The sequence below is a fragment of the Ruegeria sp. THAF33 genome (assembly GCF_009363615.1).
Classification (GTDB): Bacteria; Pseudomonadota; Alphaproteobacteria; order Rhodobacterales; family Rhodobacteraceae; genus Ruegeria.
Map to the genome: position 1 here is coordinate 659,022 of NZ_CP045384.1, position 22,629 is coordinate 681,650.

23 protein-coding genes are annotated in these 22,629 nt (G+C 59.3%); 17 read left to right on the top strand and 6 right to left on the bottom strand.

The window, feature by feature from the left end:
* Positions 1–113 precede the first annotated feature (113 nt).
* Entirely contained in the window at positions 114–3,026 is a 2,913-nt protein-coding gene (ileS, locus tag FIU92_RS03350) for an isoleucine--tRNA ligase (RefSeq protein ID WP_152457208.1), read from the top strand.
* Between the two features lie 40 nt (positions 3,027–3,066).
* Here ileS and FIU92_RS03355 read toward each other — a convergent pair whose 3' ends face one another.
* Complete coding sequence (locus tag FIU92_RS03355; RefSeq protein ID WP_152457209.1) at positions 3,067–5,025, bottom strand: hypothetical protein; 1,959 nt, start codon at positions 5,023–5,025, stop codon at positions 3,067–3,069.
* Between the two features lie 134 nt (positions 5,026–5,159).
* Here FIU92_RS03355 and FIU92_RS03360 point away from each other — a divergent pair, with 134 nt between their 5' ends.
* Both FIU92_RS03360 and FIU92_RS03365 read left to right on the top strand, forming a co-directional pair.
* Positions 5,160–5,615: a methylated-DNA--[protein]-cysteine S-methyltransferase gene (locus tag FIU92_RS03360; RefSeq protein WP_152457210.1), complete on the top strand. Its 456-nt coding sequence runs from the start codon at positions 5,160–5,162 to the stop codon at positions 5,613–5,615.
* A gap of 76 nt (positions 5,616–5,691) precedes the next feature.
* Positions 5,692–6,159 (top strand): hypothetical protein, encoded by a 468-nt coding sequence (locus FIU92_RS03365; RefSeq protein WP_152457211.1) that lies wholly within the window; start codon positions 5,692–5,694, stop codon positions 6,157–6,159.
* Between the two features lie 21 nt (positions 6,160–6,180).
* Here FIU92_RS03365 and FIU92_RS03370 read toward each other — a convergent pair whose 3' ends face one another.
* The 4 genes from FIU92_RS03370 to fsa all read right to left on the bottom strand — a co-directional run bounded on the left by FIU92_RS03370 (position 6,181) and on the right by fsa (position 9,420).
* The gene (locus FIU92_RS03370) at positions 6,181–6,876 is read right to left on the bottom strand and encodes a phosphatidylcholine/phosphatidylserine synthase (protein ID WP_152457212.1); all 696 of its coding nucleotides are present in this window, start codon (positions 6,874–6,876) and stop codon (positions 6,181–6,183) included.
* 68 nt (positions 6,877–6,944) lie between these two features.
* Positions 6,945–7,865, bottom strand: a complete 921-nt coding sequence (locus FIU92_RS03375) for a tyrosine recombinase XerC (protein ID WP_152457213.1) — start codon at positions 7,863–7,865, stop codon at positions 6,945–6,947.
* Positions 7,862–8,569, bottom strand: coding sequence for a DUF484 family protein (locus FIU92_RS03380; RefSeq protein WP_152457214.1), 708 nt, complete (start codon positions 8,567–8,569; stop codon positions 7,862–7,864). The genes FIU92_RS03375 and FIU92_RS03380 overlap by 4 nt, the downstream gene beginning before the upstream one ends.
* A gap of 197 nt (positions 8,570–8,766) precedes the next feature.
* Positions 8,767–9,420, bottom strand: coding sequence for a fructose-6-phosphate aldolase (gene fsa / locus FIU92_RS03385; protein ID WP_152457215.1), 654 nt, complete (start codon positions 9,418–9,420; stop codon positions 8,767–8,769).
* An 88-nt stretch (positions 9,421–9,508) separates the two neighbouring features.
* Between fsa and FIU92_RS03390 the strand changes: the two genes are divergently transcribed.
* From FIU92_RS03390 to FIU92_RS03405, 4 genes are all read left to right on the top strand, one after another.
* Positions 9,509–11,704: a primosomal protein N' gene (locus FIU92_RS03390; RefSeq protein ID WP_152457216.1), complete on the top strand. Its 2,196-nt coding sequence runs from the start codon at positions 9,509–9,511 to the stop codon at positions 11,702–11,704.
* A 79-nt stretch (positions 11,705–11,783) separates the two neighbouring features.
* Positions 11,784–13,016: an MFS transporter gene (locus FIU92_RS03395; protein WP_152457217.1), complete on the top strand. Its 1,233-nt coding sequence runs from the start codon at positions 11,784–11,786 to the stop codon at positions 13,014–13,016.
* Positions 13,017–13,082: 66 nt separating this feature from the next.
* Entirely contained in the window at positions 13,083–13,961 is an 879-nt protein-coding gene (locus tag FIU92_RS03400; RefSeq protein ID WP_152457218.1) for a 50S ribosomal protein L11 methyltransferase, read from the top strand.
* Between the two features lie 89 nt (positions 13,962–14,050).
* Positions 14,051–14,407 carry a hypothetical protein gene (locus FIU92_RS03405; protein WP_224857539.1) on the top strand — a complete coding sequence of 119 codons (357 nt, stop codon included), beginning with the start codon at positions 14,051–14,053 and terminating at the stop codon, positions 14,405–14,407.
* Between the two features lie 113 nt (positions 14,408–14,520).
* Here FIU92_RS03405 and FIU92_RS03410 read toward each other — a convergent pair whose 3' ends face one another.
* Positions 14,521–14,736 (bottom strand): DUF1127 domain-containing protein, encoded by a 216-nt coding sequence (locus FIU92_RS03410; RefSeq protein ID WP_152457219.1) that lies wholly within the window; start codon positions 14,734–14,736, stop codon positions 14,521–14,523.
* A 333-nt stretch (positions 14,737–15,069) separates the two neighbouring features.
* Between FIU92_RS03410 and ruvC the strand changes: the two genes are divergently transcribed.
* The 10 genes from ruvC (at position 15,070) to pal (ending at position 22,625) form a co-directional block, all read left to right on the top strand.
* Positions 15,070–15,567, top strand: coding sequence for a crossover junction endodeoxyribonuclease RuvC (gene ruvC / locus FIU92_RS03415; protein ID WP_152457220.1), 498 nt, complete (start codon positions 15,070–15,072; stop codon positions 15,565–15,567).
* The gene (gene ruvA, locus FIU92_RS03420; protein ID WP_152457221.1) at positions 15,564–16,241 is read left to right on the top strand and encodes a Holliday junction branch migration protein RuvA; all 678 of its coding nucleotides are present in this window, start codon (positions 15,564–15,566) and stop codon (positions 16,239–16,241) included. Before ruvC ends, ruvA begins: the two co-directional genes overlap by 4 nt.
* Positions 16,242–16,245: 4 nt before the next feature.
* Positions 16,246–17,265 (top strand): Holliday junction branch migration DNA helicase RuvB, encoded by a 1,020-nt coding sequence (gene ruvB / locus FIU92_RS03425; RefSeq protein WP_152457222.1) that lies wholly within the window; start codon positions 16,246–16,248, stop codon positions 17,263–17,265.
* Positions 17,266–17,328: 63 nt separating this feature from the next.
* On the top strand, positions 17,329–17,952 hold the full coding sequence (locus tag FIU92_RS03430; RefSeq protein ID WP_171171017.1) for a hypothetical protein: 624 nt from the start codon (positions 17,329–17,331) through the stop codon (positions 17,950–17,952).
* On the top strand, positions 17,949–18,332 hold the full coding sequence (ybgC, locus tag FIU92_RS03435) for a tol-pal system-associated acyl-CoA thioesterase (protein ID WP_152457224.1): 384 nt from the start codon (positions 17,949–17,951) through the stop codon (positions 18,330–18,332). The genes FIU92_RS03430 and ybgC overlap by 4 nt, the downstream gene beginning before the upstream one ends.
* Positions 18,333–18,442: 110 nt before the next feature.
* Positions 18,443–19,138: a protein TolQ gene (tolQ, locus tag FIU92_RS03440; RefSeq protein ID WP_152457225.1), complete on the top strand. Its 696-nt coding sequence runs from the start codon at positions 18,443–18,445 to the stop codon at positions 19,136–19,138.
* 2 nt (positions 19,139–19,140) lie between these two features.
* On the top strand, positions 19,141–19,617 hold the full coding sequence (gene tolR / locus FIU92_RS03445; RefSeq protein ID WP_152457226.1) for a protein TolR: 477 nt from the start codon (positions 19,141–19,143) through the stop codon (positions 19,615–19,617).
* Between the two features lie 9 nt (positions 19,618–19,626).
* The gene (locus tag FIU92_RS03450) at positions 19,627–20,730 is read left to right on the top strand and encodes an energy transducer TonB (RefSeq protein ID WP_152457227.1); all 1,104 of its coding nucleotides are present in this window, start codon (positions 19,627–19,629) and stop codon (positions 20,728–20,730) included.
* The gene (gene tolB, locus FIU92_RS03455) at positions 20,727–22,046 is read left to right on the top strand and encodes a Tol-Pal system beta propeller repeat protein TolB (RefSeq protein ID WP_152457228.1); all 1,320 of its coding nucleotides are present in this window, start codon (positions 20,727–20,729) and stop codon (positions 22,044–22,046) included. Before FIU92_RS03450 ends, tolB begins: the two co-directional genes overlap by 4 nt.
* 72 nt (positions 22,047–22,118) lie before the next feature.
* Positions 22,119–22,625 (top strand): peptidoglycan-associated lipoprotein Pal, encoded by a 507-nt coding sequence (gene pal, locus FIU92_RS03460; RefSeq protein WP_152457229.1) that lies wholly within the window; start codon positions 22,119–22,121, stop codon positions 22,623–22,625.
* The last annotated feature ends 4 nt before the right edge of the window (positions 22,626–22,629 follow it).

Here is a 22,629-nt window from a genome sequence, read left to right on the forward strand (position 1 = left end):
CGAATTATATCCCCGGCGCTCTGACCTCCTGAGACGCCGGGCAAAGGTGTTTGAGACTTCGCACCGACCGCTTCGATCCAATAGACGACCAGATCATCCAAAGGACGCCCCAAATGTGCGCCGACACGATCCAGACACCTGATTACAAAGACACGCTGAACCTGCCCAAAACCGATTTCCCCATGCGCGCCGGCCTGCCCAAGCGCGAACCCGCATGGCTGGAACGGTGGGAGACCATCGGTGTCTATGACCGCCTGCGCGAGAAAAAGGGCCGCTCGCCCTTTACGTTGCACGATGGCCCCCCTTACGCGAATGGTCATCTGCATATCGGCCACGCCCTGAACAAGACCATCAAAGACATGATCGTGCGATCCCATCAGATGATGGGCTTTGATGCGCGATACGTGCCCGGCTGGGACTGCCACGGCCTGCCGATCGAATGGAAGATCGAGGAACAGTACCGCAAGAAGGGCAAGAACAAGGACGAGGTGAACATCGTCGACTTCCGTCAGGAATGCCGCAAGTTCGCCGAGGGCTGGATCGACATCCAGCGCGAAGAGTTCAAGCGTCTGGGCATCACCGGAAATTGGGCCGATCCCTACATCACCATGGATTATCACGCCGAGGCGGTGATTGCGGACGAATTCATGAAGTTCCTGATGAACGGCACGCTCTATCAGGGCTCGAAGCCTGTCATGTGGTCGCCCATCGAAAAGACGGCCCTGGCCGAGGCCGAGGTCGAGTATCACGACAAGGAAAGCTTCACCATCTGGGTGAAGTTCAAAGTCGTGAATGCGGGCGATCTTGATGATGCCTATGTGGTAATCTGGACGACGACGCCGTGGACCATGCCGTCGAACAAGGCCGTCGTCTATGGCAAGGACATTTCCTACGGTCTCTACGAAGTTACCGGCACGCCCGAGGAATGCTGGGCCAAGGTAGGCGACAAGTTCCTGCTGGCCGACAATCTGGCCGCTGACGTTCTGGGCCGTGCCCGTCTGAACGACGATCAATGGACCCGTGTGCGCGACGTGACCGCCGACGAATTGGAGAGCGTGCAGCTGCTTCACCCGCTGGCCGGGGCCGAAGGCGGCAATGGCGAATGGGACGACATCCGCGATTTCCGCGCCGCTGACTTCGTGACCGATACCGAAGGCACCGGTTTCGTCCACTGCGCGCCGTCCCACGGGATGGAGGAATTCGAGCTGTACCGTGATCTGGGCATGCTGGAGCAGGTCATCACCTACAACGTGATGGACGATGGCTCGTTCCGCGCTGATCTGCCGTTCTTTGGCGGCAAATACATCCTGTCCCGCAAGGGCGGCGAGGGTGACGCAAACAAGGCCGTCATCGACAAGCTGGCCGAGGTCGGCGGTCTGCTGGCGCGCGGCAAGATCAAGCACAGCTATCCGCATTCGTGGCGCTCGAAGGCGCCGATCATCTATCGCAACACGCCGCAGTGGTTCGCATCCGTCGACCGCAAGCTGGATGACGGTATGGGCGAGATGGGCGACACCATCCGCGAACGTGCCCTGCGGTCGATTGACGAGCTGGTGAAGTGGACGCCGCAGTCCGGCCGCAACCGCCTGTATTCGATGATCGAAGCGCGCCCGGATTGGGTTCTGTCGCGCCAGCGTGCATGGGGTGTGCCGCTGACCTGCTTCACCAAGAAGGGCGCTCTGCCCACCGACGCGGATTACCTGCTGCGCAACGCCGAACTCAACGCCCGCATCAAGGCGGCGTTCGAGAAGGACGGTGCGGATGTTTGGTACACCGACGGTTTCAAGGAAAAGATCCTCGACGGAATTGCCAACCCGGACGACTACGAACAGGTCTTTGACGTGCTGGATGTTTGGTTCGACTCGGGTTCCACCCACGCGTTCGTTCTGCGCGATCGCGAGGACGGCACCGAGGACGGCATCGCCGACGTTTACATGGAAGGCACCGACCAGCATCGCGGGTGGTTCCATTCCTCGATGCTGCAAGCCTGTGGCACCAAGGGTCGTGCGCCCTACCGCAATGTAGTAACCCATGGCTTCACGCTGGACGCCAAAGGCAACAAGATGTCCAAGTCGCTGGGCAACACCATCGTGCCGGAAGAGGTCGTCAAACAATACGGCGCCGATATCCTGCGCCTGTGGGTGGCGCAGACCGATTATACCGCCGACCAGCGGATCGGGCCGGAGATTCTGAAGGGCACCGCCGACAGCTATCGCCGTCTGCGCAACACCATGCGGTTCATGCTGGGCTCATTGGCCGACTTCACCGAGGCCGACCGCGTCGCGCCCGAGGATATGCCGCGTCTGGAACGCTGGGTTCTCAGCCGTCTGGCGGAATTGGATGAGCAGGTGCGCAAGGGTTATGCCGCGTTTGACTTCCAGGGTGTTTTCAGCGCCGTGTTCAACTTTGCTACGGTTGATCTGTCGTCCTTCTATTTCGACGTTCGCAAGGATGTTCTGTACTGCGACGGAGACAGCACACGCCGCCGCGCCGCGCGCACTGTTCTGGATATCCTGTTCCACCGTCTGACCACCTGGTTGGCCCCGGTTCTGGTCTTCACCATGGAAGAGGTCTGGCTGGAGCGGTTCCCGGGCGACGACAGTTCGGTCCATCTGGTGGACTTTCCGGACACACCCGCCGATTGGCGCGATGCCGAGCTTGAGGCCAACATGGCCAAGGTGCGTCGTGTGCGCCGGGCCGTGACTGCCGCGCTGGAGGTTCAGCGTCAGGACAAAGTGATCGGCTCCAGCCTCGAGGCGGCACCGATCGTGCATGTCGAGGATGGCGATACCCGCGATCTGCTGGCCACGTTCGACGTGGACGACATGTGCATCACCTCGGGCCTGACCGTGACCGGCGATCCCGCCCCGGCCGAGGCGTTCCGTGTGCCGGAAATCGAAGGCGTTGCCGTCGTATTCGAAAAAGCAGAAGGCGAGAAATGTCAGCGTTGCTGGAAAATCCTGAATGATGTGGGCCGCCACACCCATGCGGGCGTCTGCGGGCGCTGCAATGAGGCGCTGGGATAAATCAACGCGCCCCCCGAATTCAGTCGGGGGGCATTTTGGGCTATGTCTGCACAGATTGCGGTGTTGGATTGAACAGATCAAAGCCAATGGCAGGATCTGACAGTGCTTTCCAAACCTGATAGTCCGTAAAGTAACCGGTGTGCCCGCCAGGATCGACCGGGATGTTTCGATTTGCAAAAATGAGCCCACCCTCGATCTCGGTTCCGACAAAATCGTCCTGCCGGAAGATGTTGAACCACGCGGCGTTCAACTGACTGGCCGTGATGATGAACATCTCGGGAAAATAGCGCTGATAGATATGGGTGACCGGAGAGCCCATCGTGATGAGTGTCAGGGTCCGCCCGCCGATGCGTCTCTGGACGCGTGGGTCAGCAAGCATCTGCGTGGCAATCACGGTGCCCTGCGAATGGGATATCACCGTAATATGATCCGCTGGAAAGATATCGAGAACATAGTACAACGTGCGATAGAAACGTTCGTCTATCGCCTTGCGATCCGGATAGTTGCGTTGTCGCGTTTCCAGATCTTTTCCCAGATAGCATTTGTCACGAATGGCGTAGGTAACGATATCCCGTGCAACGCCCAGCCCGGCGGAAACAAAATCAGAAAACCGGTACATCAACGCAGTTGCGCCAAGAACGATCAGGCCGATCTCGCCTTGCGAACAGGCCAACCTGTCCAAAGCCCAAGAGATCGGGTTGGTTTCACCTATGCCCACGTTGCATGCGGCCTCAAAACTCTGGTTGGCTGCGATCTCTCGGATCGTGACCAGAACCAGCACGATTGTACCAAACAGAAAGACCCACTGCGCCAGCCGGTTTACAATCGCCCGGCTGATCAGACCGCTGCGGGTGTGAAGGTTGGCCTTGTACGTTTTGCGACCTGCAAAAAGCCCGACGCCAACGAACCCCAACAGAACGATGGCCACAAAGGCCACGCTGAGTGTTTCGATGGACTCGTTCAAATTGCTTTCAAAAAGACGTTGCAGCTGACCGCCGGACAAGCCCGAAACAGTTTCCAGCAATTGCTCTATGGTCAACCAGAGGCCGGAAATGAAGAACATCCAGAAAACCAGCATGCCTGCACAGATGCTGGGGTACAGCCGCCTGTGCTCTGAAAGTGTGTCATTGATCTGCAGCGTCCAGGCGGACAACGCGTAAAGAATGAGTGTCAGGAAGATAAGAGTGGCCCAGAAAATGGACAGCAGAAAAACCTGAAACGCCACGAATTGCTCCAGGGCCGGCGGGCAATTTCCCGTGTCGGAAGGGACGCAGACCCACAATTTCAGGCCCAGCGGCCCAATGACCAGGCACAGAGTCAGTGCTGTTCCCATTGCGAGCATTCCACGCCAGAAGACCCGCCTGAGATAGGTCGGCGCCGATCGGCTTTGCCCCAGCCCGACAATGGCCCCGCCGGCGTACAGCCCGAACAGAAGCCAGAACAACAGGGCAGGGTTCTGAAAAACCGAGACAGGTATCCGGTCGGTCATGACCGCTGCGGCACCAATCAACAAAAAGACGTTCAGCGTCGCAACCGCACCGAAGAAGATCCATGTGAAAAGATGTACCAGCTGTGCCGCAAGTGTATTCCTGCCATTGGGCTGGTCCGAGGCAACGCCTTTGCGGATGTGGGTTTGCTCGACATTGTCCATCGCCAGATATCCCAACGCCAGAACGACCCAAATCAGGTCCAGCACGGTTTTGATCGCTCCTTTCGGGGCCGGAGAGCGATCAGCCCAATAAACCTCGGCAAACAGGGCCTTGTCCTGAGGAACAGCCGGGTCAGTCACCGTGCGCAGATTGACTTCGAACAGCTCTGCATTTCTTGGATTTCCGTCGAAGGTGGATTCGGCCAGTTCGATCATGCCGCGTTCGACTTCGATCGGTGGTCTGGGGTTTCCATCCAGCCAGGTTGTGGCCGCGCCGACCACCTGGTCGACGGTTTCGCCGGGTTTTTGTTCACCGATTCCATGTACCGTGAGGATCAAATGCCGACCCATTGCGTTCTCCAAAATCTCTTTAAGTAACGGCAGAAGCGTATCATGAATGGCACCAATGCCCAAAAATGACTTTTTGCGTAGCCTTGCACACTCCCGCGCTTGCGCTGGGCGCTTTGATCTGAAACCGTCGATCCATGGCGATGATTTCCGTTGAAACCCGGTTCGGGCGACTTGGTGTTGAAGAAACAGACGGTGCCCTTACGCGGCTTGTCTGGAACGGCAGGGACGAAGGAGAGCCGACCGCGCTGCTGCACGAAGCCGCCGCCCAGTTGAGGGCCTATGATCAAGGACAGCTTGACCGTTTCGATCTGCCGTATCGCATTGACGGGTCAGAGTTTCAAAAGCGGGTCTGTGACCTGATGTATGCCATCCCGCTTGGAGAAACGCGCACCTATGGCGAAATCGCCAAAGAACTGGGGCAACCCGCCCAGCCGGTTGGCCAAGCCTGCGGATCAAACCCCATTCCCGTGATCATTCCCTGCCACCGGGTACTGGCCGCAAATGGCTTGGGCGGTTTTTCGGGCGACGGTGGTGTTGAGACGAAAGTTGCCCTGTTGCGGCATGAGCGGGCGGCAGGTCTTTTGATCTGAGCGTCGAAATTCGGTTGCAATCCGCTTTTTGCAGACACAACTTGTAACCATTGCTGAATTTGAAGGACCGCATTGCATGACCACTGAACAAGACCGTGCAGCCCGCAAGAAGGCCATTATCGACCGGTTGATGTCGCTTGAAGCGCAAGAGCTTGCAACGGCGCAGGCGCATTACGATGCGTTTTTGAAAGATGCCCAGTTGGACGACCGGGAAGGTCACGACAAGGATGACATTGCCGCATCGCGGGAAAACGCCGATCTGGCGGCTGCCTTCGACGCGCCTGTCCATGCGCATCATGCAAAGATTGATGTCATCGAAAATACCGATTTCAGCCTTGCCGACACGGTCAGGCCAGGAGCTGTGATCAAGTTCAACAACCGCAGATTTGTTGTGTGTGTTTCAACAACGCGGTTTGAAGTGGATGGCAAGACCTATATGGGCATTTCAACCCAAAGCCCGATATATCTGGCGATGGCAGGTCTGCAAAAGGGCGACGTCTTTACCCATAACGGCACCGAATTCGAGGTGCAGGACGTTCTGTAAAACGGGACGGGCAGCGCTGCGTCAGGCGCGGCGCTGCGGAACAACCTGTTGGGCGATGCCTGCGAAGGTCAGGTACAGGCTGGTGATGACCAGCCCCCAATGGGCCCAGCTTTCCGGGTGAAAATCGACCCATGCGGCCCAACCCGCGAAGAACGTCCATGCCAGCGCCATCGGCAAAGTCAGGCTGCGCCAGCGCTCGGTGCGCACGGGATGAACGAATTTCAGCGGCAGAAACATGGCCAGCGACAGCAGGGTGACCAGCAGCAGGATGATCCAGAAATTCGGTTCCAGCGCGAAGATCACGATCACGAACATGTTCCAGCACCCGGGAAAACCGGAAAAGGAATTGTCCTTGGTTTTCATGCGTGTATCCGCGAAATACATCGCACTGGCAAATGTGATGACGATGATCGCGAACCATCCGGTCCAGCCGTCCATCAGCCCCGATTTGAACAGGGCAAAGGCCGGGATGAACACATAGGTCAGGTAATCGATGATCAGATCCAGCAGAACGCCGTCGAACTCGGGCGCGTTGTGCTTGACGTGATAATGTCGCGCCAGCGGGCCATCGATACCGTCTACAATGAAAGACACGACAAGCCAAAGATACATAAGGCTCCATTTCTCTTCGACTGCGGCCAGCATGGCCAGCATGGCAAAAACAGCGCCTGTTGCAGTAAAGAGATGAACGGAAAGAGCTTTGAATCTGAGTGTCATGCGAGCGTCATGACTGATGCGCGTCCGAGATGCAAACCAAAAGCCCGGGTTTTCGAGTCATGTGCACGTCAGGCTTTGGGATGCGCGCGGTTGTAGACCTCCATCAACCGCGCAGTGTCGACTGCCGTATAGGCCTGCGTCGTCGACAAGGAGGCGTGGCCAAGAAGCTCTTGGATGGCACGCAGGTCGCCTCCGGCTGAAAGCAGGTGGGTGGCAAAGCTGTGCCGCATCGCGTGGGGTGTTGCGGTTGAGGGCAACCCCAATTGCATACGCGCCTTGGCCATAACCCCTTGGATTGCACGTGGGTTCAATGGCCCGCCACGGACACCTCGAAATAGGGCTTTGTCCTGTGCTCGTGGATGGGGGCATAACTTCAGGTATCTGTCGACCGCTTCGCGGGCGGCAGGAAGAACCGGTACGACCCGTTCTTTGTCGCCTTTCCCGACTATGCGCAGCGTGGCGGGCAAAGGCACGTCCGCTCCGGTCAGGGACAGCGCCTCGGATATGCGCAGGCCGCATCCGTACAGCAGCGTCACAACCGCGACGTCGCGCGCCGCGACCCAGTCGGATGTGGATTGCAGTTCCACCGTATCGATCATGGCGCGGGCTGCATCTTCGGCCAGCGGACGGGGCAGTTTCTTGGTGAATTTCGGCGCGCGGGTGGACAGAACGGCGGTGGGCTCGAACCCCTCACGCTCTGCCAGCCAACGGTAGAAGCTTTTGACCGCCGACAGTTTGCGCGCCAAAGACCGCGCGCTGACGTCTGCGCCGCGCTGATCCGCCATCCAGGCGCGCATATCCGACACCGTGATCCGTTCCAGTGCCTTCAGGCCATGCCGTTCGGCGTGATGCAGGGTCATGAACGACAGAAACTCGACGACATCGCCACGATAGGCGTTTAGCGTATTCTCGGATCGTCCGGCCAGTGCGCTCAGGCCGTCCAGCCAATGCTGAAGCGCGTCGCGGCAGGCAGGCGAGATCAGGCTCACGACAACCAGTGGCGCATCGAGCGTTCGAACACGCCGGCAAAAAAGGCCAGAAGATCGGTGCCCAGCTGCGGTGTGAAATGCCGAGGGTCGCGGGCGGCCATGACGATCATGCCAGGCAGTCGACCGGCCCCGAGGTCCAGCTTCAGACAGGCCTCGGAACGAAGCTGATCGGCTTGTGACCCGAAAATACGCCGACTCGGCTGATGGATTTCCCGCAAGATCACATCCCGCGCAGGACCGCCGCGATCAATGGTCAGGTACCGGTCGATGAAACCGGGTTCCGCGATCGTCAGGACCCCGCCCAACGTGTCGATTGCGGGATCGTTCTGAACCACGGTGGTTTCCAGAACCAGCGTAACGCTGTCGACGCGCAGGATGTCCGCCACATCGGCGCCCAGCGTGCGCAGGAAATCTTCGAACTCGACAGGTTCCAGCAATCGCAGAATGGCGCGGTGGACCTGATTGGTGCCCGCGAGGTTTTCATAGGCCGCAGCGATGACGGAACGGTGGGTGTCTTCCAGCCGATCCAGCCGCGCCTCGAGCCGTTGCATCGCGATGCCGCGCAGGTCAATCACGTTGTCGCCGCGCGCTTGCTCGTTGGCTGCGACAAGCGCCTGCATCAGGTCTTTGTCGTCCAGTACGACATCCGGCTCGGCCAGAATCGCCGCGCGGAGGTTATCCTCGAGTTTGGGGGTGCTGCTCATGTCCCGTCCGGTCTTTTTTTGTTGTCGCGGTTTATAACATGCCGGACCGGATTTGCCTTGGAAAAAATGCACGCAAGGGTGGATTTCCTTGCATGCTGTGGCAAGAGGCTCCCGCCCGCCATGCCTGATCACAGATCAGGCATTTGGCCGTTGGGCCGGGCGCGGCGCCTTTCGACACCGCGCGGTCGGGTCTGGGATCAGAGGATCTTCTGACCGGTTTTGGCCCAGTCCGCGAGGAAGGTTTCCAGGCCTTTGTCCGTCAAGGGATGGTCGGCCAGTTTCTTGATCACGGCAGGCGGTGCGGTGATCACATCGGCCCCGATGCGGGCGCTGTCGGTCACGTGGTTGACGGTACGGATCGATGCGGCAAGGATTTCGGTCTCGAACCCGTAGTTGTCATAGACCTGACGGATGTCTGCGATCAGGTCCATGCCGTCGAGGTTGATATCATCAAGCCGTCCGATGAAAGGCGAGATGAATGTCGCGCCCGCTTTTGCAGCCAGAATCGCCTGATTGGTTGAGAAGCAGAGTGTCACATTGACCATCTGGCCTTCGTCGCTGAGCGTCTTGCAGGTTTTCAGGCCGGCCCATGTCAGCGGCACTTTGACGGCGATATTCGGCGCGATCTTGGCCAGTTTGCGGCCTTCGGCGATCATGTCGTCAGCTTCGGTGGCGACAACCTCGGCCGATACCGGGCCATCGACCAGATCACATATCTCTTTGGTCACTTCCAGAATGTCGCGGCCCGATTTCAGGATCAGCGAGGGGTTGGTGGTTACGCCGTCCACCATGCCCAGATCGTTCAGTTCGGCGATGGCATCAATCTCGGCGGTGTCTACGAAGAATTTCATGAGGGCAGTCCTTTGATGGGTTGGCCTTGGTCGCGGATGGCTTTACCTCAAAGAGACCCATGCTGGAACCCCCTGCAAAGGATATGCAGTGAGCGCTAACGCATTTTTCGACCAAGGAGAGCTGGTGGCAGTGCTGACCACACAGCCGCTGGACCGGACGCTGGATTACAAAGCGCCCGAGGGCGGGTGTTTTCTGGGTGCATTTGTCGAGGTGCCTTTGGGGCCGCGCAAGGTGCTGGGCGTAGTCTGGGGGCCGGGGCAGGGCGGCTTTGACATCAGCAAGGCGCGGTCGGTCATCCGGGTGCTTGAGGTCGCGCCGATGCGTGAAGAGATGCGGGTGTTTCTGGGTCGTGTCGCCGATTACACGCTGACGCCGATGCCTGCGATGTTGCGGCTGGCAACGCGCGCGCCCGGGCTGGGTGATCCGCCGTCGATGCGCAAGATTTATCGTCTGGGCGATGGTGAGCCGGATCGGATGACCGATGCGCGAACCCGTGTACTTGAGGTGCTGCGGGATTTTGGTGGGCTGGCATTCACGTTGAAAGAGCTGGCCGAGCAGGCAGGGGTGACATCCTCTGTTGTCAAAGGGCTGGTGAAACAGGGTGCGGTTCGGGAAGAGGACAGTCCCCGCGATCTGCCCTATCCACATCTGGACCCCGACCTGCCTGGAAAAGAGCTAACCGAGGATCAGGCGGCTGCAGTTGCCAAGCTTCAGGTCGGGCAGCGGACGGGTGACTACGGAACAACGTTGCTAAAAGGTGTGACCGGGTCGGGCAAGACCGAGGTCTATCTTGAGGCCGTCGCCGAAGCGCTGCGCATGGGGCGGCAGGCCTTGGTCCTGCTGCCCGAGATTGCCCTGACCGCAGAGTTTCTGACCCGGGTCGAGGCGCGGTTCGGTGCGCGCCCGGCGGAATGGCATTCCGGCGCAACCATGACGGAACGGCGGCGGGTCTGGCGGATGGTCGGGCAGGGCAATGCGCAACTGGTCGTTGGCGCCCGGTCGGCGCTGTTTCTGCCATTTCGCGATCTGGGGCTTCTGGTCGTCGATGAGGAACACGACACGTCCTACAAACAGGAAGACGGCGTGCACTACAGCGCACGCGACATGGCGGTTCTGCGCTCGGCGATCTGTGGCGCGCGGGTGATTCTGGCCAGTGCGACACCTTCGCTGGAAAGTTGGGCCAATGCCGAGGCGGGTAAGTACGAAAGGCTTGACCTGACCTCGCGCTTCGGAGCGGCGGTATTGCCCGAGATGAAGCCCATCGACATGCGGGCCGAGCAGATGCAGCCCGGAACGTGGGTTTCTCCGTCTTTGCGGCAAGCGGTGCAGCAGCGGATCGAAAAAGGTGAACAATCGCTGTTGTTCATCAACCGCCGTGGCTATGCGCCGGTCACGTTGTGCCGGGCCTGTGGTGAGCAGATCGCCTGTGATCAGTGCGACGCACGCATGGTCGAGCACCGGTTTCTTAAGCGATTGATGTGCCACCAATGCGGCGAAACCAAGCCGATGCCCGAAGCCTGCCCTTCCTGCGGCGTAGAGGGCAAGCTGGCCCCGGTCGGGCCGGGGATCGAACGGCTGGCGGAAGAAGCCGAGGCGACCTTCCCCGAGGCGAAAATCGCGATGCTGAGTTCCGATCTTTTTGGTTCAGCCCGGGCATTGAAAGCCAAGATTGAAGAGATCGCCGCCGGGGATGCCGACATCATCATCGGTACGCAATTGGTGGCGAAGGGGCACAACTTCCCCAAGCTTACATTGGTCGGTGTGATTGACGCTGACCTTTCCCTGCACGGCGCGGATCTGCGTGCGGCCGAGCGTACGTTTCAATTGATGCGGCAAGTGGCTGGGCGCGCGGGACGGGCGGACAAGCCGGGGCAGGCGCTTTTGCAGACCTTTCAACCGGAACACCCGGTGATCCGGGCCATCCTGTCAGGTGATGAGGAAGGGTTCTGGAAAGCCGAGGCAGCGGGTCGACAGGCAGCAGGCGTGCCGCCCTATGGTCGCATGGCCGGGATCGTGCTGTCGGGCCCCGAGGTCGGGCCGGTCTTCGATATCGGCAATGCAATGGCCCGCAACGATGCGCCCCTGCGCGCCATCGGTGCTCAGGTCTTTGGCCCTGCGCCTGCACCCATTGCGCGTATACGCGGTCGCCACAGAGTGCGCTTGTTGGTGAAAGCCCCGAAAGGGGCGCCTATTCAAGATGCCATCGCCCGCTGGATCGCCCCATTGCGCCTGAAGGGCGATATCCGCCTGACCGTCGATATCGACCCACAGAGTTTTTACTGACCTCTGCATCTGTGCAGGGTGATTGTGCGCAGACCGCTTCCCTCTCGCCAAAGCGGTGAAATGGGCGTAGAGGGGTCTCATGCTGAAACCCATGCCCCTTACCGAGGCGCAGAGCCTGCCGTTCTGGCGCCGCCCCATCACGCTGTTGTTCATGATGGCGCTGACCATGCCCATTGCGTTCAACGCATGGAGCGCGCTGCTGAACAACTTTGTTATTGAGGTGGCGAACTTTGATGGCGCGGATATCGGTCTGCTGCATACGGTGCGCGAGATTCCGGGGTTTCTGGCGGTTGGCGTGATTGCCGTCATCATTTTCATTCGCGAGCAGGTGCTGGCGATGATCTCTCTGATGATGCTTGGCGTCGCAACGGCGGTGACCGCGTGGTTTCCCAGCCTGGGCGGGTTGCTGTTTGTGACCTTGTTCAGCTCGATCGGGTTCCATTACTACGAGACCGTAAACCAGTCGCTTCAATTGCAGTGGCTGCCCAAGGATCGTGCTCCGCAGGTGCTGGGATGGCTGGTTGCGATGGGATCGGCGGCGACCATGGTGGTGTATGGGCTGATCGTACTGACCTGGGATCGCTTTGATCTGTCCTACAACTTTGTATTCATGGCGTCGGGTGGAGTTACGGCTGCGCTGGCCCTGTTCTGTCTGTTCGCCTATCCGCAATTCGATGCGCCCACGCCGCAGACCAAGAAGCTGATCCTGCGTCGCCGGTATTGGCTGTATTATGCATTGCAGTTCATGGCAGGCGCGCGGCGGCAGATATTTGTCGTCTTTGCCGGGTTCATGATGGTCGAGAAATTCGGCTTTGAAGTGCATGAGCTCACCAGCCTTTATCTGATCAATCTGATGATCAACATGATGGCCGCCCCATTGCTGGGAAAGGCGGTGGCAAAGTTCGGTGAGCGGCGCACGCTGATATTTGAGTATACCGGTCTGGCCATCGTGTTCGCAGCCTATGGCGGCATCTATTGGTTCGGCTGGGGTGTTCTGCTTGCGGCAATCCTTTATGTGATCGACCACGTGCTGTTTGCGCTGGCTTTGGCATTGAAAACCTATTTCCAGAAAATCGCCGACCCTGCTGATATCGCGCCGACCGCTGCGGTGGCCTTTACGATCAATCATATTGCGGCGGTGTTTTTGCCCGCTTTGCTTGGCCTGCTTTGGGTCGTGTCGCCGGGCGCCGTGTTTGGCCTGGCCGCGGCGATGGCGATCGTTTCGCTGCTGTTGTCGTTGTTGATCCCGCGTCACCCCGAGCCCGGCAACGAGACCATCCTGACCAAATACGCTCCGGCCCCTGCAGAATAGGTCTCGGCGCTTGACGTTGACGGCGCGGCGTCCTAGGCGCGGTGTCAATCGAGACAGGAGGCCCCAATGCCCACATTCACCGCACTGACGACGCTGACAGGTAAGAAGGCCGCCGAAGGTCTGGGCGAGGCGATGGAACGTCTGGAGCCAGAGCCAACCGGCGTTGGTGTGTTCGAAGTCGAAGACGGATCCGGCCTGTGGGAGGTCGGCGGATATTTCACCGAAGCCCCCGACGAGACCGCACTGGCGGTTCTGGCAGCGGCGTTCGAGGCCAAACCGTTTGTTGTTTCAGAACTGCCGGAAACCGACTGGGTTGCGCATGTACGGCGCGAGCTTGCGCCCGTCGAGGCGGGGCGTTTCTTTGTCTATGGAAGCCATGATGCCGACAAGCTGCCCGAAGGCCGCATCCCTTTGCTGATCGAGGCCGCAATGGCCTTTGGCACCGGCCACCATGGCACGACGTTGGGTTGCCTCAAGGCCTTTGACAGATTGCTGGACGAAGGGTTCACCGCGGCGAAAGTGGCGGATATCGGCTGCGGCACCGCCGTTCTGGCCATGGCCGCAGCCCGGGTTTGGGACGGCGACATCATTGCCAGTGACATTGATGAAGTGGCCGTTGACGTGGCCGAAGCCAACCTCAAGGCGAACGGGATGTCCGGTGCCGTACGGTGCGTGGAAGCCGCTGGTTTCGACCACCCCGATCTCAGGGCGCACGCGCCCTACGACCTGATCTTTGCCAATATTCTCAAAGGTCCTCTGGTCGCCCTCTCGCCGGAAATCGCGGCGAATCTGCGTCCCGGAGGGTATGCAATCCTGTCGGGGATCCTCAACGAACAGGCCGATGATGTGGTGTCCGTTTATTCTCAAAATGAATTCAATCTTACCCATAGGGACGAGATTGGTGAATGGACGACCCTAATCTTAATGAAACAGGGCGCAAACTAGGCCATTTGCAGGAGTTTTGTGGAATTTTGCCACGTTTTTGTCGTAATCTCTTTTTACCGTTTTCTGACTGAAGTCGAGGGGGGCGGTTTTTGGAGGCTGCCATGACGGGTAAACAACTGGAGTTCACTCAGCGCGTTAATCGCCTGAACAAAAAACATCAAAAGATGAGCCGTGGCTATCGCGCGACGATGCGAAAGGATGGCCTGGTGGTTATGAAGCCGCAGCGGGTAAGCTCGGCAGTGCCGGCCAGGGTGCTGTTGCTTACGCTTCTGAGTGTTGTGGCGTTCAAGGCGTTTCTTTTGTCCAGCCTTGGCCCGACCGGATACCAATATCGGATCGACAGTTTAAACGAAGGCACATCGGTCGAAAAAGCAGGTGCCTGGGTGATGCAGATTGACCCGGTGTCGCAGGCGATTGCCGTGCAACTCAACAAGATTTTATACTGAATCTCAGTTTTGACTCAGTTTTCGGACGAAAAACACCGCGTGCACGGGGCGCGCGGTGTTTCTGTTTGCCCCTCAAGGGAGGAGGAAGGGGCGTATGCGAGTAGTGGTCGGTATTACCGGCGACCTTGGGCGATGGCGTCGATGTCGCCACGGCACAGGCCGATATCTTCCAGTTCACGATCGGTTAGACCGGTCAGCGCGTTGCGGGTAACGCGGGCGTCATTCCATTCGACGGCGGCGTTCACAGCCGATACAAAAAATGCGCCGATACGGCCAACGAGGCCGAACGAGCCAGTGGAGGCGAAGCGGGTGGTGTCCAGTGCAGCCATATCCTGTTTCCTTCTGGTTGGTGTTCACTTTGCGGTCTTGCGATCTGCCCGGCATCTAGTGCCGCCAAATCGCCCGCACAAGTTCAGTTTTTGCATGTGTCCTATGCGTTTCCTGCAATGCTCCAAAAGGCTGTAATCCCCTTAAATAATTGGTGAAAACGCGTTCACAAAAGTGTCGAATTCAGACTTTTTGAAGTCGCAAATGGCGTGTTGAGTCGCCTATGGGACAGGTGTGTCGTTTTCAGGCCTTGGGTCAATTCGCTTGGAAAATGTTCACGCTTCGTGCTAGGCGTTGAAAAAAGATCACAGAACCCGAGCAGGCCGAGGCAAAACATGCGAATTCTGGGCATTGATCCGGGGCTTAGGACCCTGGGGTGGGGCGTCATCGAATCAAATGGCAGCCGCCTGAGCCATGTGGCCAACGGTTTGTGCAAGTCGGATGGGGATGATCTGGGTGAGCGGCTGTTGTCTCTCCACAACCAGATTGTCGAAGTCATCGCCGATCATCAACCAGACCAGGCAGCCATCGAACAGACCTTTGTGAACAAGGATGGCGCCGGTACGCTCAAACTGGGTCAGGCGCGAGGCGTGGCGTTGCTGACGCTGGCACAGGCCGGATTGCCGGTGGGGGAATACGCCCCGAACCGGGTCAAGAAAACGGTCGTGGGTGTCGGGCACGCGGAAAAGGAGCAGGTGTTGCACATGGTCAAACTGCAATTGCCCGGATGTCAGCCCAAAGGGGCGGATGCAGCAGATGCTCTGGCGATTGCGATTTGCCATGCCTATTACGGCAAGACCCAACAGGTGCGTGTGAAAGAGGTGCGGGCATGATCGGAAAACTCACCGGAAGGCTGGACTATCGCGCAGCAGATCACGTGCTGATCGATGTCCGGGGTGTGGGATACATCGTCTATTGCTCTGACCGGACCATGGCTGCACTGCCGGGTGTAGGCGAGGCGGTTTCGATCTATACGGACATGGTCGTGCGCGAGGACCTGATGCAGCTTTATGGCTTTCTTTCGCTGGTCGAGAAGGAATGGCACCGCCTTTTGTGCTCGGTTCAGGGGGTCGGAGCGAAAGTCTCTCTGGCGATCCTCAGCGCGCTGGGGCCGGACGGTGTCAGCCGCGCAATCGCACTGGGAGATTGGGCGGCGGTCAAGGCGGCGAAAGGTGTGGGCCCGAAAACGGCGCAGCGGATCGTTCTGGACCTCAAGGACAAGGCGCCGGGCGTGATGGCCATGGGTGGCACCTTGACCGATGCGATGGATGGCCCTTCGATCGAAGTTGTAGAGCCTGTCGAGGCAGCGCCTGCTCCGAAGCGGACGCCAAAACCGGCCTCTGGGGCCGCTGCGGTGTCCGCGGGTGCGCTGTCTGCCTTGTCCAATCTGGGTTATGGGCCGTCGGATGCAGCAGCCGCGGTTGCCGAGGCGGCCGCCAACAACCCGGATGCAGACGAAGCGGGTTTGATCCGTGCCGCCCTGCAATTGCTGGCTCCGAAAGGCTGAATGAATGGTAGACGCTGATCCCACTGTGCGCCCCGATCCATTGCCCGAGGACAACGACCGCGCATTGCGCCCGCAGGGCTTGGATGAGTTCATCGGTCAGGCCGAGGCGCGGGCCAATCTGCGTATCTTTATTCAATCCGCTAAGCAACGGGGCGAGGCGATGGATCATACCTTGTTCCATGGCCCTCCGGGGTTGGGCAAGACGACGCTGGCGCAGATCATGGCGCGAGAATTGGGTGTGAATTTCCGCATGACGTCTGGCCCGGTTCTGGCGAAAGCGGGCGATCTGGCTGCGATCCTGACCAATCTCGAAGCGCGGGATGTCTTGTTCATCGACGAAATCCACCGCCTGAACCCGGCGGTGGAAGAGGTGCTTTACCCCGCGATGGAAGATTTCGAGCTTGATCTGGTGATCGGCGAGGGGCCCGCCGCGCGAACGGTTCGGATCGAGTTGCAACCCTTCACGCTTGTCGGGGCCACGACGCGCATGGGTTTGCTGACCACACCTTTGCGCGACCGGTTTGGTATTCCGACCCGGTTGCAGTTCTACACCGTGGACGAACTGCATGAGATCGTCACCCGAAACGCGCGAAAACTCGGCGCTCCGGCGGATGATGAGGGCGCGCGCGAGATTGCGCGCAGGTCGCGCGGAACACCGCGCATCGCCGGACGTCTGCTGCGGCGGGTGGTGGATTTCGCCATTGTCGAAGGAGATGGGCGGATCACCCGCGAACTGGCTGACGGAGCCTTGACGCGGCTGGGGGTGGACCATTTGGGGCTGGATGGTGCGGACCGCCGGTATCTGAAACTGATCGCCGAGAATTACGGTGGTGGTCCTGTCGGGATCGAAACGATGTCAGCCGCCTTGTCTGAAAGCCGGGACTCGCTGGAAGAAGTGATTGAGCCTTTTCTGTTGCAACAGGGGTTGATCCAGCGAACACCGCGTGGGCGGATGTTGGCGCAAAAGGCCTGGACGCATCTGGGCATGGCTGCACCCAAACCGCAGAGCGATCTGTTCGGTTGAAGCTTGCGCTTGGAAATTTTATGCCTTCGGCGAGAGTAATTTCGAAAAGATGAAGGCCTGATCGTGACACCGGAAGAGATTGAGGCGCTGTTCACGCGCGAAAGCGGTGAGTTTCTGTTTGCCCGTTGGGGACGACCCATTGTGCCGATTGTGTTTGGTGTTGAAGATGAAACGCTGTCCACTGTGAAGGGCGCCTTCGAGGCGGTTGTCACCTTGGCCGGTCACAAAATGGCCGAAACCGACCCCGAACTTGGTGCCAACTGCATGGTCTTCTTCTTCCGGGATTGGCAAGAGCTGCTGGACGTGCCGGATCTTGATCGTCTGATCCCCGATCTGGCACCGTTGGTCGGGCGCTTGGTTGAAGCGGATGCAAACCAATATCGCATTTTCCGGTTCGAGGAAGACGGCGCGATCCGTGCGGCTTTTGTTTTTCTGCGCATGGACAAGCAGTTGTCCAAGGTACCGGCGGAAACGCTGGCACTGAGCCAGGTGGTGCAGACCATCCTGCTTTGGTCCGATACTGCGTTTCGGACGCAATCTCCGCTGGCCGTGGCGGGCGAAACCACGATCCTGCGCCCCGATATTGCTGCGTTGATTCGGGCTGCTTACGATCCGGTTTTGCCTGGTTCGGCGCAGGATGCGTCTCATGCGCTCAGGTTGTTTGCCCGGTTGGAGCCACTGCAATGAAACATACCTACCCGGTTCGCGTATTTTATGAAGACACCGACATGGGCGGCGTCGTCTATCACGCGAACTATCTGCGGTATATCGAACGTGCGCGTTCGGATTGGGTGCGCAATCTGGGCAATGACCAGAACGCGATGCGGGAAGAGGGCATTGTTTGGGTCGTGCGGCGGGTCGAGGCCGATTACCTTTCGCCCGCCAGGTTCGATGACGAACTGATCGTCGAAACCGAAGTCACGGAAATCTCGGGTGTGCGGCTGACCATGGCGCAGCTGGTCCGGCGCGGCGAGACCGAGATTTTTCGCGCCTCGGTCACTGCCGTGTGCATCAACAAGGATGGCAGACCGATCCGGCTTCCGGCAGAGATTCGCGCATTGATGTAACAATTTGCGGGTCAGGGGTGGTTATGTTGGCATTTCAGCCCCAACTGCGTTAGCGTTTGGCAAAACAAGGCCAAACAAACGGCCGTCAGGCAAAAACAAAGAGCAGGTTCATGGAAGCTGAAACGCTGGCGCTGGCGCAGGAGATCGATTTCTCCATGTGGGGGCTGTATGCCCGCGCGACCTTTATCGTCAAATTGGTGATGTTGATGCTGATCGGTGCATCCATCTGGTCCTGGGGCATCATCATTCAGAAGCTGATTAATTATCGCGCGGCCCGTCGCGAGGCGCAGGCATTTGACGAGAGCTTCTGGTCCGGCAACCCTTTGGACGAGTTGTTCGAGCAGATCGGAACCCAGCCGGATGGCAGTTCAGAAAAGATCTTTGCTGCCGGAATGATCGAATGGCGCAGGTCGCACCGAAATGATGGCGGATTGATTGCCGGAGCGACCGCGCGGATAGACCGGTCCATGGATGTGGCCATAGCGAAAGAGGCAGAGACCTTGCAGAAAGGTCTGCCCATCCTGGCCACGGTTGGATCGACTGCGCCGTTCATCGGCCTGTTTGGTACCGTCTGGGGCATCATGAATGCGTTTATCGAAATCGCCGAACAGCAGAATACCAATCTGGCGGTCGTGGCCCCGGGTATTGCCGAGGCACTATTGGCAACGGGGCTCGGCCTTCTGGCCGCGATCCCGGCGGTTATTTTCTACAACAAGCTCAGTGCAGACTGTGACCGCATCGTGGGCGGCTATGAGGCCTTTGCTGACGAGTTCGCGACCATCCTGTCGCGTCAGTTGGACAGCTGACAATGGGCGCGGCGGTTCAGCAATCCTCGGGTGGAAACGGGCGCAGACGCGGTCGGCGTCGCGGGCGCGCGCAACCCATGGCCGAGATCAACGTGACACCGTTTGTGGATGTCATGCTGGTTTTGCTGATCATCTTCATGGTGGCCGCGCCATTGCTGACCGTCGGTGTTCCGGTAGATCTGCCCAAGACCGCCGCCAGCGCTTTGCCCGGTGACAATGAAGAACCTTTGACCGTGACCCTGACGGCAGATGGACGTGTGCAGATCCAGACAACAGACGTGTTGCGCGAGGAACTGATCGGCAAGCTGCGGGCCATCGCCGCAGAGCGGAGCAGTGACCGGGTTTTCCTGCGCGCCGATGGCGCGATTCCTTACGCGCAGGTCATGCAGGTCATGGGCGCGCTGAACGCGGGCGGGTTTTCCAACGTTGGGCTTGTGACCGATACGGGCGGGCCGACGCTGGACGAAGGTGGAGAGTGAGGGCGCACGGTGGATACCGGCACCAAGATTTCGGCGATTGCGCATGTCAGCCTGATCGGAGTGGCGCTTTTCGGCGGTACCTTCCGGTCCGAGCCTTTGCCGATGGCCGTACAGGATGTGTCCGTGATCACCGCTGAACAATTCGCGGCCATGACGGCCCAGCGGGATGCGCCTGAGATCCCAGAGGTGCCGGTGGCATTGCAACAACCGCCCGAACCACAGTCTGATAGCACGCCGCCAGAACCTGTGGTCGAGGAACAGCCCCGCCCTGAACCCGTCGTGCCTGCCGAACCCGAACCCGAGCCTGCGCCCGTTATCGTCGAAGCACCGCCGGAACCGGACGTGCCGGATGAGCTGCCGGTACTGACAGAGCCCGAGGTCGAACCTGTCGCACAGCCTGTGCCTCCGGGGCCTGAGGCGCAGCCGCGCCCGTCCGATCGTGTTGCCCCCGAGGCCATAGCGCCACCACCGCCCGAGGCAAAACCGGATGATTTCGAAACGCCGCCCGTTTCACTGGATGAGGGCGCCGAGGTTCAGCAGGAACAACAGGATCAGACCGCGCCGGAAGAAGCGGCCCCCGAGATCGTGACCGAGGCAGAGGAAACCAAAGAGCAGTCTCCGCTTACTTCTCCGCGACCGCGGGTGCGTCCGAACCGCCCAAGCCCACCGCCCGAACCCGATGTGGCAGAGACGCCCGAGGCGGCGCCCGAACCGAACGCGCAGGCCGACGAGGCCGCGATCAATGACGCTCTGGCCGAAGCCTTGGGCAGTGGAACCCAGCCATCCGGCCCACCGCTTACCAGCGGCGAGAAGGACGCGATGCGATTGGCCGTGTCCAAGTGCTGGAATGTGGGCTCTTTGTCTACGGATGCACTGAGTACTGTGGTCGTTGTGGCTTTTTCGCTAAACCGTGATGGTACGGTTGTGGATGGCAGCATTCGGATGCTGGACAGTTCTGGTGGGTCTGCTGGCGCGGCCAATCAGGCCTATCAGGCCGCCCGGCGCGCGATTTTGCGCTGCGGGGCCAGAGGATATGACTTGCCTGCTGACAAATACGCTCATTGGCAGGATGTTGAGATTACATTCAATCCCGAGAGGATGCGGATCAAATGATGAAACTTCTGACCAGCCTCTTTGTCGGCCTGACGCTGATGTCTACGCCGGTTCTTGCACAGAACAGTCCCCTGCGGCTGGAATTGGACCAGGGCATTATCGAACCATTGCCCTTTGCGGTGCCGAACTTTGTTCCCGATGGCCCGTCAGCGGCGCAATATGCACAGGACATCTCGCGCGTGGTGGCCGCTGATCTGACAGGAACCGGGTTGTTCCGCGAGATCTCTTCGGATGCCTTCATCAGTCGGGTCAGCAGCTTTGAGGCTCCGGTTCAGTTCGCCGATTGGAAAGCGATCAATGCTGATGCGCTGATCACGGGTGCAGTCAATGTTTCGGGCAAGAACCTCACGGTTCGATTCCGGGTCTGGGATGTGTTTTCGGGTCAGGAATTGGGCAATGGGCTGCAATTGGCAGGCACCACCGAGGGCTGGCGGCGCATGGCTCACAAAGTGGCCGATCAGGTGTACAGCCGGATTACAGGCGAGGGCGGATATTTTGACAGCCGCGTGGCCTTTGTTTCGGAAAGTGGGCCGAAAAACCAACGCCTGAAACGTCTGGCGATCATGGATTATGATGGCGCGAACGTGCAGTACATGACCGACAGTGCCGCAATCGTTCTGGCGCCGCGCTTTTCGCCTACTGGCGATCGGTTGCTGTACACCAGCTATGAAAGCGGCAGCCCGCGCATCTATGTTCTGGATGTGGGCCGCGTCAAACGACAGGAACTGAAGACGCAGGACGGAACCATGAGCTTTTCGCCCCGCTTTTCGCCGGATGGCCGGTCGATCGTGTATTCCTTGATTCAGGGGGGAAACACGGACCTGTGGAAAATGGATCTGGCGTCGGGGCAAAGCACTCGTCTGACCAACACGCCGGCGATTGAAACAGCCCCCAGCTATTCGCCGGATGGCAGCCGGATCGTGTTTGAAAGCGACCGTTCTGGTACGCCGCAGCTTTACGTGATGCCCGCGAATGGCGGCGAGGCCACGCGGATCAGCTTTGGCTCGGGTCGTTATGGCACGCCGGTATGGTCGCCGCGCGGCGATCTGATTGCCTTTACCAAGCAAAACCAGGGCCGCTTCCACATCGGGGTGATGCGCACGGACGGATCAGAGGAACGCTTGTTGACCGCCTCGTTTCTGGATGAAGGCCCAACCTGGTCGCCCAATGGCCGCGTCATCATGTTCACCCGTGAAACGCAGGGTGCCAGCGGCCGGGCCTCGCTGTATTCGGTGGACATCTCGGGCCGCAACTTGCGCCCGGTGCGAACACCGGATGGCGGCAGTGATCCGTCATGGGGCCCACTACAGAATTGATCGCAGCAAAGTTCACAACGAATCGTCCCTGTGGTAGACAGGCGGCAACAATCAAAACACGAGGCACTTGAAATGAATGTATTGAGCAAAGTCCTGGCGTTGGGCGCGCTGAGTGTGATCGCCGCCTGTACGAACAATGACCCATCCGCCTTGGGCGGCAGCGGTGCCGGCGGAACAGGCGCAATCGTACCGGGCTCGCCCAGTGACCCGCGTTCGCCTGCGTATTTCCAGCAGACCGTCGGGGATCGTGTTCTGTTCGCCGTGGACCAGTCCACCCTGACACCACAGGCGCAGACCGTGTTGCAAGGGCAAGCGGACTGGCTTCTGGCCAATCCGGATTTTGTTGCCACGATCGAAGGTCACGCGGACGAGCAGGGTACGCGCGAGTATAACCTTGCGCTGGGTGCGCGTCGCGCAAATGCCGCTCGTGAGTATCTGATTTCGCGCGGTGTTGCTGGCAACCGTCTCAAAACCGTCAGCTACGGCAAGGAGCGCCCAATCGAGATTTGCAGCGTTGAGGAATGCTATTCCAAGAACCGCCGCGCAGTGACTGTGCTGACCGGATCAACACTGGGGTAAGAAA